At 45.2% G+C, this 13,256-nt stretch carries 8 protein-coding genes; 2 read left to right on the top strand and 6 right to left on the bottom strand.

The genetic code is table 11. The annotated features are described in order from the left end of the window. Window positions 1-34 precede the first annotated feature (34 nt). Window positions 35-232, top strand: a complete 198-nt coding sequence (gene tnpA, locus BJP37_RS44720; RefSeq protein ID WP_158069781.1) for an IS200/IS605 family transposase — start codon at window positions 35-37, stop codon at window positions 230-232. A 235-nt stretch (window positions 233-467) separates the two neighbouring features. Here the strand turns inward: tnpA and BJP37_RS43950 are convergent, their stop codons facing one another. The 3 genes from BJP37_RS43950 to BJP37_RS25820 all read right to left on the bottom strand — a co-directional run bounded on the left by BJP37_RS43950 (window position 468) and on the right by BJP37_RS25820 (window position 4,504). Continuing rightward, entirely contained in the window at window positions 468-590 is a 123-nt protein-coding gene (locus BJP37_RS43950) for a hypothetical protein (RefSeq protein ID WP_269087069.1), read from the bottom strand. Window positions 591-692: 102 nt separating this feature from the next. Continuing rightward, entirely contained in the window at window positions 693-1,874 is a 1,182-nt protein-coding gene (hpsP, locus tag BJP37_RS25815; RefSeq protein WP_075903106.1) for a hormogonium polysaccharide biosynthesis glycosyltransferase HpsP, read from the bottom strand. A gap of 446 nt (window positions 1,875-2,320) precedes the next feature. After that, entirely contained in the window at window positions 2,321-4,504 is a 2,184-nt protein-coding gene (locus BJP37_RS25820; RefSeq protein WP_075903108.1) for a DEAD/DEAH box helicase, read from the bottom strand. Between the two features lie 455 nt (window positions 4,505-4,959). Between BJP37_RS25820 and BJP37_RS25825 the strand changes: the two genes are divergently transcribed. Continuing rightward, a complete protein-coding gene (locus BJP37_RS25825) occupies window positions 4,960-5,502 on the top strand; it encodes a cysteine hydrolase family protein (RefSeq protein WP_075903110.1) in 543 nt (180 codons plus the stop codon). Here the strand turns inward: BJP37_RS25825 and BJP37_RS25830 are convergent. The 3 genes from BJP37_RS25830 to BJP37_RS41530 form a co-directional block, all read right to left on the bottom strand. Continuing rightward, window positions 5,485-6,171, bottom strand: coding sequence for a hypothetical protein (locus BJP37_RS25830; protein ID WP_198954183.1), 687 nt, complete (start codon window positions 6,169-6,171; stop codon window positions 5,485-5,487). The two genes, BJP37_RS25825 and BJP37_RS25830, sit on opposite strands and share 18 nt — an antisense overlap. A 128-nt stretch (window positions 6,172-6,299) precedes the next feature. After that, window positions 6,300-7,610, bottom strand: coding sequence for a zinc-dependent metalloprotease family protein (locus BJP37_RS25835; RefSeq protein ID WP_075903114.1), 1,311 nt, complete (start codon window positions 7,608-7,610; stop codon window positions 6,300-6,302). A 1,621-nt stretch (window positions 7,611-9,231) separates the two neighbouring features. Beyond that, window positions 9,232-13,173, bottom strand: coding sequence for a baseplate J/gp47 family protein (locus BJP37_RS41530; RefSeq protein ID WP_214607778.1), 3,942 nt, complete (start codon window positions 13,171-13,173; stop codon window positions 9,232-9,234). Window positions 13,174-13,256 lie beyond the last annotated feature (83 nt).

Consider the following 13,256-nt stretch of genomic DNA (forward strand, 5'->3'; position numbering starts at 1 on the left):
ACAGACGATAAGTCATATCATAACAAATTTTGATGTGGCCTACGGCCGACGCTGCGCGAACAGGTTAAAGCAAATTTGCTCTGACACTTGTGTTAAATGGGACTGTAACCTAGTAGAATTTAACGGAGAGAAAGATCACATTCACTTACTTGTTGACCTTAACCCTAAAGTCGCTCCAGTTAAACTAATAGCAAATATCAAGACTGTGACTAGTAGATTAATTCGTTACTGATTTTCTGATTACTTAAAACGGTTTTACACCAGACAAAAAGGTTTTCACCGACAGGATATTATTTTGTAGCCTCTTGTGGCGGCGTAACGATTGAGCAACTAAAGAGTTATGTCCACGCGCCAGAATACCCCGTCAGGTAATTCCCAAGGGGCTGTGTGCGGAACCTGCGTCCGCACTTTATACGCCCCGTCTCCCGCGCTTCATGCGCGGGTATAACGGGAGACCCCTTACCTGTTTAGTTGGAAAACCCCACAAGACCTTTACCTAACCACACACCAAAACTAGCGATCGCAATAATCCCTACCAGAGCAGCAAAACCATTAACTTTAAAGGTAGGAATTTCCTGAATACGTTCCATTTGCATGTATCGTTTGTGTATTGCTCTTTTTTGTTTTAGCTAATTGGCTGATACATCTATTTTGCTTGGTTTATCGGGGATTTGACAGTACCCGTAGGGGTACTAATGACTAATTTGACGGTAAACCTGAATCATTTGTTGTGCGATCGCATTCCAACTATAGTGCTTTAAAGCATAGTCCTGAGCCTTGACTCCCCGCAGTTGGCATTCATCCTGATTTTGAAGGGCTTCCCGTAACTGTCTAGTCAAAGCCTGAACCTCGCAAGGACTGACCCATCCTGCTTCAGCATCTTTGACGTTTTCCCAAATATGGACTTGGTCAGAAATCACCACTGCTGTCCCAGCCACCATCGCTTCCGCTACCGCAATCCCAAAGTTTTCGTAGTAAGATGGCAGGACAAATACGTCCGCATCCTTTAACAATGCTGCTTTCAAGTCACCGGTCACGAAACCAGTAATGGTAGTATTTGATGATAGAGTTGAAGCCTTGATCTGGTCTATGATAGTATTTTCATAATTTGGGTCTTGAGGATTAGTTCCCGCCAAGACAAAGTGAAACTGGAATCCCTCGTTTAATAGCTTCTCTAGAGCTGGCATAAGTAAATTCAATCCCTTCTTCGGGTCAATACGAGACATAAACAACACTAAGGGTTGGTCATGGGGAATCTTTAATTCAGTACGTGCTCTCCCTTGTGGTTGCTGGAGTTGTTGCTGGATTGGCGGCGTTACTCCTAAGGGAATCACGATATCAGGGGATGCTGTCCCAAAACGTTCCGAAATCTTAGCTTCCTGTTGACTGGTAAAGTGTATACCAGCTGCTCCAGCTAAATTCGGTTTCTCCCACAGTGCGGCATAGATGCGCTTTAGCTGTTGTTTCTTCCGCAAATCCGCTGGGTCAAGGGTACCTAAGGGACGCAATAGGTAGGGTAATCCCCGTTTTCGGGCGATGGTAGCCGCTGCTGTACTGACTGGGGAAAACAAGGCATGGATATGGGCAAGGTCAAATTCTGAGGCGTGTTGCCATAGCCAGCGTAATAAGCCCAGAGAAAATTTATAGCGGCGAAAGGGAGAGCAACGGAAGTATCTGATCTGATAACCATCCTGTTCTACTGGTTGATCCAGGGGTACATCCAAAGGGGGTTGACCAGCATCCCCATTAGAGTTAGTAGTTAGTACTGTAATTGCTACTCCTTGAGATGCCAGAGCCTGAGATAGTCCCTTTACCATTTGACTCGGACCACCATATACCAGGGAAATCGACGGGACGATTTGTAAAATTCGCATGGGATATTTCTTAATACCAAGTTGGGTCAAAGATAGCACTATTCCTAATCAACCTTAGGAGCAATCACGAGCTTACGCCATCATTGAGCAACCTTTAGGTAAGCATTCAGCCGTCAGCTTTTAGCTCACGCTACTTGAGGTGCCGTCAGCCTTGTGGCACAGGCTTTGGCCACGCTACGCGAATGGCCACGCTGTGCGAACGACGCTGGGAGGTAACTCAGCATTATTCCAATGCTTACTTGTTGTCTTGATGCAATAGCGAGTGGGGGGAACCCCCAAGACCGCGCTGCCTTCCCAAGACCGTAATGGTGCGTTTTCCGTAGGCGAATTAAATTCGCCACGGGTCGCACCTCTGCATCGCTTATTCCAAAGCTGGTAGCTGATAGCTGATAGCTGATAGCTTAAGGATTCCTGTTCCCTATTCGGAAGTTGAACAGTTGTGACGGTTAACCTTCTTCAAGGTCACCAATATCCCGCTTCAGAGGTCGCTTGTAGGTAAAGGTGAAGGTATCGCCACTTTCAATTACCTGGCGGATTTCGCTATACATGGGATAATCACCCACTCCACTGACACTTGCCCAGCCCCGCGCCCTAGTTAATGCTACAAATAGCTGGTTACGCAAACTCACATCACTCTCGTTCCTGGCAACATTATCAATACCGACCACATACACCATATCGGCTTCATTACCCTTAGCACGGGGCACACGAGATATAGTTACCCCACCATCTTTCCAGAAGCGATCGCGATCAACGTGGGGCCATTGAGGCTTTAGTTCATTCAACTCTAATGCTGTGGGAATATAAATATCAATGTCTTGCTCCATCAAAACAACAGCGACATGATTTTCTAATTCAATTGCTTCAGAACTGGAGCCTAAAACTAGCACTAAGATTTCTGTACTCGCTTTAAGGTCATCATCAACCAGATTATGCATAATCTTATCTGCCAAAGCACTCATTTCTTCCTGACGAGAGCCATAGGTTTCAAAGTCTAATACTGGTGCGCTCCACAATTCAGGAACGGGATTGGGGGAGTTTTCTTTTGGACGATGGATGGTGATTTGTTGACCGGGAATAAAGTTTCCTTTGACTTCATAACCAATTTTTTCCCAATCTTCCTTTCTGGTAATTCCAGTTAGCATGCCCTCAGGACGTAGCAACCCCATTCCGAGCCCATGAGCAGCGGTGAGAATTGAGCCAGGAGTGCGGTAACAGCGCCGCATAACTTCAGATTTTTTAATACCACCGGGGTATTGTGGTCCTTGTGACAAAAGTCGGCTGAGATTTTCACCTAACAGTTCTTTTGTGGTAGGGATTTTTAAGGTGTCTAGGCTTTGAGCTTCGTCATAAGCCCAGATTAAGCGCCGTTGTTCTGGCTGTTCTGGGTTAACGGGTCGTAAGGCTTGATAAGCTAGCCAATAAATTGCTTGTTTGCCCTGGAATTTTAAATAATCTTCAGTAACTAAGTCTTGTCCTTCATCAATTAAAATAGCATCAAAGCAGGGTTCAATGTTGATTTCTTCCGATAGCCGTTTACAAAGTTCTGCTAAACCACGATTGGGCTGTCTTTCCCGAGTATCCCGAGCGGATTTGGCTCTAGCTCCATTTAACTGGCAAATTGTGCTGTACAAACCAGGCTGATCCTTAGCACCCCAAGCATGAAGCACTCGCAGTTTGTGGTTAGTCTTGTGGTCATACTGGATATCGCCATTGCTGAAACGACGCAGCCATCGATCCACTAACCCAATCATTAAGTCGTAGAGGGTGCGACTAAAAAACACTAACCCAATCGTCCAGTCTGGGTGCTTCAAGTGCATATGAGCAGCTTTTTGGCATAGCAGCACTGTTTTTCCTGACCCCGCAATCCCCCGCAGCCGCTGAAACCCAGGAGGGATTTCTTTACCAATGTGTTCCTGCTGCATATCTAATTCGTAGAGTTGTTGGGAGTAAGCGGCTACAACATTAGCGCGCGTTTTGCCTTCGGTAGAGACTAGGCTACGCAGAGGTTTACGGAAAATTGGTGCTCCGCTGATCACGGCTAAAAGTAACTTCCACTGCTGATCATCTATGTCTTCTCCTGGTATCACTGATTCAGTTTCTTGAATACACTCTAGGAAGCCAACTTTACCGAGTTGGTCTTGGAAGATAATGGGAGGACAGTCTGGCAGTTGGTCAAAACCGTGGTGTTGCCATTGTTCTTGAGTAATTAGAGGAAGAGCAATCATCGCCCTACCGGTAACTTTGCGCCAAATAGCAGGTTCGCGATCGCAAAAGGCGAGTATTGCTTTTAACTGATGTTCAGCTTGTTGGTAGGGATGTGCTTCAGTGGTGGAACAGTTTTGGAGTTGCCACTGATCACCATCAATAGTAATGATTTGATCAATGGTGATAGATTGGATTTCAATTACTACTAGACCAAGGTCTTGATCAGCAATTAAAATATCAGGCTCTTTAGAGATTTCCCCTACTTTATAAAAAATAGGATAGCGCCAGTAACCAATACAATTGCGTTCTGAAAATGCACTGCGAGTGGCATCCCACACTCTTTGTTTTCCTGTTTCTTCACTTTCTGTGATCGGTTCAGTGGTAATAAACTTGCGACCCTGATCTGTATCGATAACCGACATTTGGGCTAATTTCCTCTGGTAAGATTTACATCGCTTTTAAGGTGAGGTACACAATTTTAGGGAACAGGGAATAGGGAACAGGGAACAGGGAATAGGAACCCAGCCCTACTCCCTGCTCCCAAGCTCCCTAAAACCTAAGACGAAAGTACTTCACCTAATTGAGAACTGCTATACGGCTTTATACAGTCCTAAAGCTAGAGTTCCCAAATTGTGAGCTATGGAATACAGGGTGCAGGGAATTCCAATGAAACGAAAAATTCAGGGTTTAGGCCAGGAACAGAACAAAAGGAATAGGGGAGATTCCTGTTTCCTATTCGGAAGTTGAACAGAAATCTTGCACCATTGTTATTAATCCTAGGGTGGGCAGTGCTTACCAACGCCCTTTGCAAGCTTAGTTAGCGGAATGTGGGTTATAATGTAAAAGGGTTAAGTAAAAACAGGGGCGCAGAAGAGCAATGAAGACAGCACTGATACTAGTAGATATTCAGAATGACTACTTTCCTGGTGGTTCTATGGAACTAGTGGGTATGAATTTAGCTAGTCAAAATTCTCAACATTTACTAGAGCATTTTCGGTCAAACAAGTTGCCAACGTTTCACATTCAGCACTTTTTTGAAGCTGATTCTAATGCAGGCTTTTTTATCCGAGGTACTGAAGGAGTTGAAATCCATGAGAGTATTAAACCCCTTCCTGGTGAAACTGTAATCCCGAAAAATTATCCCAATAGCTTTCGGGAAACTACGTTGCTGGATCAACTCAAACAAGCTGACATTGAACAGCTAGTTATTTGCGGTGCCATGAGTCACATGTGTATTGATGCTACCACTCGCGCTGCTGCTGATTTGGGTTTTAAGTGTCAGGTAGTTCATGATGCCTGTGCTACTAGAGATCTGGTTTTTGGCAATCAGAAGATTATCGCTCAAGATGTACATGGGGCGTTTATGAATGCTTTGGGTTTTGCCTATGCTGATGTGATTAGCTTATCGGATTTTGTGTAGGAATTGATCCGAGATAACCGGGTCGCTACAGTTAAGAAGCGATAGCTGACCTGTCTGAAGATCTACTTTCAGAACTTGATCAGAAGTCGGTATGTAAGCTTTCGAACCAGATTCATCGAGACTAGGGGGTCCCGAGAGCCACCAGCTTCCACCGGTAGCTCTTTGCACAATCTCTGAAGTTGGAACATCCAATATCTCTTGAACATTGTCAAAATCATGTTGGATAATCAATTCATTTTGTGGATTCAAAACCACAATTGCATACTTGCTTTTAACATTAATCCACTCATCGAGCATCAACACCTCTCCTTGTTGGCCTACTAACAAGTAGCGAGGTCCGTATTCTTGAGGTAATTTATCTTCCCAGATTATCTCTGATACATTACCCATCAGTCGTACCAATCTACCGTATCCTTGCGTAGACTTCCATTTGTCTGGCGTTGATACAGTGAAGCGGAAGTCCCCTTGTGGCGAAAAGAACTCAGTTTGTAAAGGTGGTAAACTGATTCGATCAACATCGGGAGCATTTTCCGGTTCACCCATAAGATCTTTAGGTGTAATATTCTGTTTCTGAATCATTTGAGTTGGATGAGCCCATGACCCTCTGGGAACTGCTACTACCAATATTGCGAGAATAACGATCTGGCAGATCAATAGGAAGTATCGCATTAGCACTTCACTACGTTTCAATTAAACTACACTGTAAGAAAACGAACTGCATCGAACTTAATGGTTAATTGCAGTTCGTTTAGGATTTTGCCTAATTACTCGCCGAGCATAGGTCTCCCCTAACTCTATTATGAACGCTTTCTCCTGTAACAGCAGAGACCGCCCAGCCCCATAAGCAATAGAGCGGTTGTATTCTGTGATTCAGGTACTTGCTCTGGATCAGGATCGTCAGTGATTCTCCCCGGTGGGATTTGAGGACCTCCACTAGGTTGCCCAATGAAGGGCAAAATATTCATTGGCTCGATGGAGCTTGCTATGAGATCATTTTCTATTTCTGCCTGAGAGCCAAAGCCATCACTGAAGGTAAATGAGAACAGAGTCCCGATCAATTCCTCCGGCATTGCACCAAACCCATCTATATTGGAGAAAAGATCGATATCGATGCCGAATCTGAACGAGTCGCCTACGGTAAACGAGTTCGGCGCGAAGTTCAGAGTAAGCTGCTGGCCTCCATCCAGAGCAGTATTGCCACCAACGAGGGTAATGTCACCTGCGTCGATCCCGCTCAGGTTCGACAGGGCAAAGGGTGAGCTGTCACCGCCTGGGAATTCCCCAATCGGAGCGTTGTTGACTGAATCAAAAAAGGTGTTAACTGGCGTGAGATCCATGGTAAGACTTGTCAGAAAGACCCCAGCAGGTCCGTCCATAAAATCGACGAGAAAGAAATCATCAGTATTAAACGGTGTGGAACCATTGGTATCCACCATAACTTCAGGTACTTGATTGAGCAGTGGGCTGCTACGAATCTGATCGATCTGAGCCATCGTCAGTTGGCTCAGATTAGCACCGTCAGGAAAAATGTTAGCCAGTCCATTCGGCACGCTGCGAGAGCCACCCTCCGTCATCAGATTATTGGCTGCGGCTGCTCCAAAAGTATCGTGCTCGAGACCAAAGTTGTGTCCAATTTCATGGGCTAACGTGTCCCTGCGACCGTTACCGCTATTAAAGTTTTGGACGGCGGTTCCGTCAACTACTACGCCGTTGGCATTAATCCAAGCTTGACCATATAAGATTCCTCGCGGCTCCACCAAATCCTGTACAAACCAGGTGTTGATAGTGGTGGGATTAGGATGTTGACCATTTCCAGCTTGATCAATGTCGCGTATCCCAGTTGTCATGGTGAGAAGATCGGTATCGCTTAGTTGAGTTGTCGGCAGAAATACCGGGGCTACCCCAGCCTGTTGATAAATCTTCGTCACTTCATCTGGAAAAATGGGTGTCGGCGCACAGTTAGCCCCTGCGTCATTGCACACTTGGATCGGATTAATCGTAAAGTACCGATCTATCACTTGAGCGTTAGCAGCATTGTCGTTAATTGATACCCAAGCCAAGCAGGCGAAGACAAGTGCAGGAAATCCCACCTTCTTAGAGATTTTCATTTTTACTATTTCTTTAGTGTTAATAATTTACTGGTACTCCCCGGTGCTAGTTTACAGGGTAAGGGCAAGAAAAAATCGCTGATAATTTGCATTGCCTGGATATCGGTTAATCGTGCATCCAAATCCCTATAATCTCCTAGAACTTTACTCGCATTAATAGAGTTAATTCGCTAAGAATAATGCGGTTTTTTTATCAATAATCCTAGGGTTATTGATTCTTGCGCTTACCCTGGGGTATAGGGCAAACGCATTTTGTCAATAAACTGGGTATAGTTATCAATCAACCTGGACTTATTGTACTTGTTGACCAGATACCCGATATTTTATACATGTAGTGTTTATTGAATTCAAACAACATTATATTAGTATGTATATGACGACTCAAAAAAATAGATGGATTTCCCTTGGAGTGCAAGTTAAACACATCTTATTTTGAAATGCCTACTGGATCTGAAATTCATAGGATATGAATTTTGAAATTTTTGTTAGGTGCGCTTTCCGTTGGCGAATTAAATTCGCCACGGGTCGCACCTCTTGATGCAAAGCGCAAGTGGGGGTTCTCCCATGATCGTACTGGCTCGCATTTAGCAGTGCTGCATAGGTTTTTAGTAAGGCTTCTAGAATTTAGATGCATTTGTCCTAGGAATAATTGGTTTACTTTGGAACGATAATATTCATACTTCACCCACTAGAATCATGGAGATTATTTCAAACGTGATTAACTCTACAGGCTCCTATTTGGAGTTACCCATATCTATAATCAAGTTTTGGGATAACCAAAGATTATAAAGATTCTAGGGAGTTTTAAGCACCGTGTTTAACCTGGCAACCTCAATTTGCAAGTAAGGGTACCATGAATAACGCCAAGACAGATATCTTAGGGATGGGGGCATAATTACATTTGCCACCTATTTTTTCTATTCTTTGGATATTCTAGTAATTGATTGACTCAAAAAAATCAAGTCCTATGAAGTATTAATTCTAAAATGAAGTAATTATAAAGGATTACAGATCAATTATTAAGTAAGGATGAAGGTAGCAAAAATTATGAAGGATGCCACATTTCGTACTTCATTTCTTCGAAGCATAAAAAGTTACAGAATGGTAAGGATTTAGGTGTGGGGGGTAGCTGGTTGACTGACAAAACATTTCATATCGACTGCTCAATAAGGGTTTCAGCACTATCCGAGCGAACCCTGCGAAGCCCTTTAGTGGCAAGGCTTGAAGGCAAATGATCAAGCTGAAAATCTGAAGCCCAAGACGATCAATGCACAAGTGCATTTCCTGCCAGCCCTATAACCCTTGTCTATAGAGAGTTTCAGGGCTTTGCTCGTAAACTTTTGTCAGTCAACCAGTGGGGGTAGTTGAGATAGGTAACGTTGATGGCAGAGTAAGCGCAAGAAAAATGGTTTTTCCGTACCTTTTATGATAAATTTCAAGTTAAAAAACTCAGAAAGTTTACTGTACAAGGGTAATGAGGCTATTTAACTAACAAAATTTTCTGGATACGGCCTCTTTCCTACTATTCCCGATTCCCGATTCCCGATTCCCGATTCCCGATTCCCGATTCCCGATTCCCGATTCCCTGTTCCCTATTCCCTACTCCCTACTCCCTACTCCCTCAAAAATCCTGACCCAGACTAATCTGATGTTGACCGGAATAAATGAGGAATCGGTTCATTTGTTCGTCAGGTATATTGCCTAGGTCAATGGAGAGAGATTTAACATAATTCACACCTGGAACGGATTCGATTAACCGATACAGGTCTGATTTATGGGGCTGACGACCAAAAGGCCAGCCTTGACCTTCCACTCCACCAGTCAGGGGATGTAAAAAGTGGTTCAGGGCATCGTTGACCCCAATTACAACTGCTTCGGCAAGGTCTAAGGAGAGGGGTACAACCTCTGCTGTGACTGTAACTTCTACCCAATAGGGTCCTGTGACTCGCAGGTCTAGGGTGGGGGCACAGCGAGCCAGGATGTATTCCTCTACTAAGTCCAGCAAAGCAAGACTGGGAGTAGGTTGCCGTGCTGAAGAATCTGGTATAATAATCAGTTCCACTTGACCGACATCGTCTCTGTCTAGATAAGGGCTATTGTCAGCATGGTCACTTGTGGTCTTGGGCGGTAGGTTGAAATTTCCTGTCAGAGAACCATCAGGGTACTCGATGGTGATATCACCGCTAACGTTAACATCGCCCAAGTTGACCATAGTCACGTACCATTCGGTTCCAAGACTGAATTGGCTGGGTGTGACTGGGTAACTCAGTTCGCGATCGCTAGATTGATCAGAGGTAAAGATTTTTTCCTCATAGGCTATGGTCTGTCCTGGACCATTAATCTTGACCTGTAGCTGATAGGTGGTTGGGGGATCATTACCCTGGGACCATAAACTGACCGTGATCGTCCCTGATTGCTCCAACGGCAGGTAGTAGTTTGGCAACCACTGTAAGTCTTTTGGGTTAAATTTGGGAGTAATTGCCCATGCCCTGGCTACATCGGTAGATGCTTGGTAGACCAAATCTTCAATGTCTTCGGCAGTTACAGCTTTGTACCGATGGCGCAATGTCTTCGGCCCTTGTTCCTTAACCCACTCTAGAGACTCCTGATTGGATCCACCACTGGCAGCTTCTAGGTTAGTGACACTATCGACATAAGGCACTGTGGTCTTGAGTTCGGTGATAGTCTCAGCTGGTTTGTTACCCTGTTTACCACCACCTGTGCGGTAGTAAACCATACGGATATTGTTGCTACCTAGGGCAGGTATCCTTCCCTGTTGGTTGTTGCCAAAGCTTACTTCTCCGGTCAGGTGATTGAGAAGATAGTGACGGTCTTCCGGTCCGGAACCATAGAAATCTGATACTTCTTGCCAAACTACCCACACCTCCTCTTGTAGATCCGTTTCTTCCTCTTCCCGGACCTCTAGTTGTTGACCCTCTAACACAGGAAATTGGAGGGTGGAGAAGGTCTGATCGGGATTCCCATTACTCGAACCAAGGATTTCATTCTCAATGGTGCTTGCCTGGGTTGCCCAAGTTGTATTAAGCAGCAACTGCTGTAGTCGGGGTGGCACTCTAAAATCACCCCATTGCCAGCGAATTCGCAGCCAATATAATTCCCTACCAAATTCTGATTGCTTTGTCAAGTCAGTTGGTCCAATAAACCGGACTAAACCTGGTTGACTCATGGCAGCGGTTTCATCAACTTCCACACCTAAACGCACCCAACGGTCAGGGCTAGCATATTCTGGTACGATTACTGCTTTCTGAGTAATCGTCGGACTTGTGGCTAATTCTCCTGGTACTGGTGGTTCTACCTGGGCATAGATCGTGACAGGGCGGTTAGCAAAGGGGGCATCAAAGCCTAAATAAAGAGTGGGTCGGAGGTCTGGAGTGGGAGTAAAAGGCTCAAAGGGGGAGCCATCCTGGTTAGCGTGAGTGGTGCAATCTACATAGGTGAAATCATTGTAGGTCAAGCAAGCTGAGAGTGGGGAATCACCTGAGTTGTAGGTATAGCTTAGGGTGAGGGATTTTACCACTGGTGGCGCTAAAGCTGAGGCTGGTAGGAGTACCACACTGGTTTCCACTGGATGAGAGTCAGTGAGGTTGCTGGTCAGGGTGAGGGTATTCTCGTTGAAATTGATACTAACAATCTCCAAGTCTTCCTGATTGTTAGTACCTGGATCAATCCGGATGCGATCGCTAGGCAAAAAACCTCTAACACTATCTACCTTGATGATGTTGATACCACTACTGACCTCTTGTTCAAAAAGTTCCACTGTGGCCCCACTGGCATGGTCAGAATTGATACTATTGGTCAGAGTTAGAGTATTAGAGCTAATACTACTAATTTCCGCATATTCCGGTTGACTAGTGTTTGCCCCAATCAGAATAGAGTCATTAGCTTGAAAGCCACTAGCACTACTGAGCCGTAGGGTATTGACTCCACTGCTAACAGCTTGAGTGAGTGTGGTGCTAATGGCACGAGATGGCTGGAGTGTGGTACTGGTAGTTTGTTCTGCGGTAGCTTCCTCAGTACCATAATTACCCCTGATTATCCGAGCACGAAGCCAATAATTACTTTCCCCATTCACTGGCTGGGATTCCATCTGGTCAGGGAGAGTGAAAGTAAATGCACCGCCAATCGTGAAGTTGGCAGCAGACAGACCAGAACTATTATGTTTAACTACCTCCCAACTACTACCATTCCAGGCTTCCCAGCGGACTTCCACACCCCCATTAGTATTAACGGCTGGAGCATCACTACTTAAAACCAAAGTAACGGTAACCTCGGCTCCAGGTTTAGAGAAAATTTCCTGACTAGCGAAATAAAAGGTATCGTTGAAACCAGGTTCCTCACCAAAGGGGTAGAAATCTTTGCTCAGATCCAGTTCATCGGTATCGAAAAAGCACAAGTCTGGTGCTATATCACTGCCATGAATCTCCACACTGGCACTAATGTGATTGACCTGAGGCAATGATTGAGGTGGAGGTAAAGGAGTATTGGTAAGCTGAGCTTTAAGCCAGGCAGCATTGATTCCATTAATACTATCCTGACTGGGGACTGGCAGATTCTCAATGGACACCTGCCACTGACTGTTACCTGAGTTGGTCAAGCTTGGGAAGGACTTGCTAATTTGGTTCTGGTCGTCAATGTCTAGACGGGCCAAACGGATATGAGTATTAGCTGGCTTGCTAGTATCCGTCTCAGCAATTAGTTCCAGGACTGGTTCTGATTCACTGTAGGAAATTACCACTAGCCTAGTTTGACTAGAATTAGGACTCCAAGGCAAGGAGTCTCTATCACTGAGATTAATCTCTCGACCTTGATAATCTATCGCCTTTCCAGGTTGGACGATAACCTGACCATAGCCAATTTCAACCTCTAAGCCCTCAATAATTCCTAGTATTGGTTTCCAAACCTCCCCATTCCAGTAAGACCAAGTGATCGGTACTGCTGCTAACCCAACTGCATTAGGAGAGTCAATGGTTAGGGTGAGCGTTTTGGATTCAGGTAAGGTCAGCAGGTGGTCACAAGCCAAATAGAGGGAATGTTCAATGGGCTGATCCCCTGCAAAGGTTAGAAAAGCAGCATTTTCTTGACCCGTCCCTTGCTGTGTGCGATCGCTATAGCGGTCTTGTTCCGGTTCCCGCACAAACACTGCTTGCAGCTGCACATTGGTCAAAACTAAATCACGCTCGGTCTCGAAAATGACCTCTTCTTCCTCTCCTTCTGTGGGCGGTGCTGCCACCTCCGTCTGAGCCGGAACCAAGGCTTCTGTGCTACCAGTTGCCAAATAAAAGGTCAAGGGTACTCGCGCTGGTTGGGGTGGTCCAATGCTAGTGCCAATCAAATCCAGAAAGGCCAGGAAATTTTTATCCGGGACTTGATTAAGGCGATCGCCGACAATCGTTGCCAGATGACCAAAAATACGAATTAGTGACCGACCACCATCCGGCTTGTTATCTGCCAAAGGACGCCACTCTGTGAACGCCTTAGCGCACGCTTCCGTATAGGCAACGATGTCTTTATAGCTACGTTGATCAATCTTTGGAGCTTGCATAAGAAAGTAGGGAGTAGGGAGTAGGGAGTAGGGAGATGGGGAGATGGGGAGATGGGGAGATGGGGAGATGGGGAGATGGGGAG

The organism is Moorena bouillonii PNG, assembly GCF_001942495.1.
GTDB lineage: Bacteria > Cyanobacteriota > Cyanobacteriia > Cyanobacteriales > Coleofasciculaceae > Moorena > Moorena bouillonii.

Excerpts from the sequence above, each read along its gene's own strand:
- BJP37_RS43950 (WP_269087069.1), bottom strand. The coding sequence starts at position 590 with ATGGAACGTATTCAGGAAATTCCTACCTTTAAAGTTAATGGTTTTGCT.
- hpsP (WP_075903106.1), bottom strand. The coding sequence starts at position 1,874 with ATGCGAATTTTACAAATCGTCCCGTCGATTTCCCTGGTATATGGTGGT.
- BJP37_RS25820 (WP_075903108.1), bottom strand. The coding sequence starts at position 4,504 with ATGTCGGTTATCGATACAGATCAGGGTCGCAAGTTTATTACCACTGAA.
- BJP37_RS25825 (WP_075903110.1), top strand. The coding sequence starts at position 4,960 with ATGAAGACAGCACTGATACTAGTAGATATTCAGAATGACTACTTTCCT.
- BJP37_RS25830 (WP_198954183.1), bottom strand. The coding sequence starts at position 6,171 with ATGCGATACTTCCTATTGATCTGCCAGATCGTTATTCTCGCAATATTG.
- BJP37_RS25835 (WP_075903114.1), bottom strand. The coding sequence starts at position 7,610 with ATGAAAATCTCTAAGAAGGTGGGATTTCCTGCACTTGTCTTCGCCTGC.
- BJP37_RS41530 (WP_214607778.1), bottom strand. The coding sequence starts at position 13,173 with ATGCAAGCTCCAAAGATTGATCAACGTAGCTATAAAGACATCGTTGCC.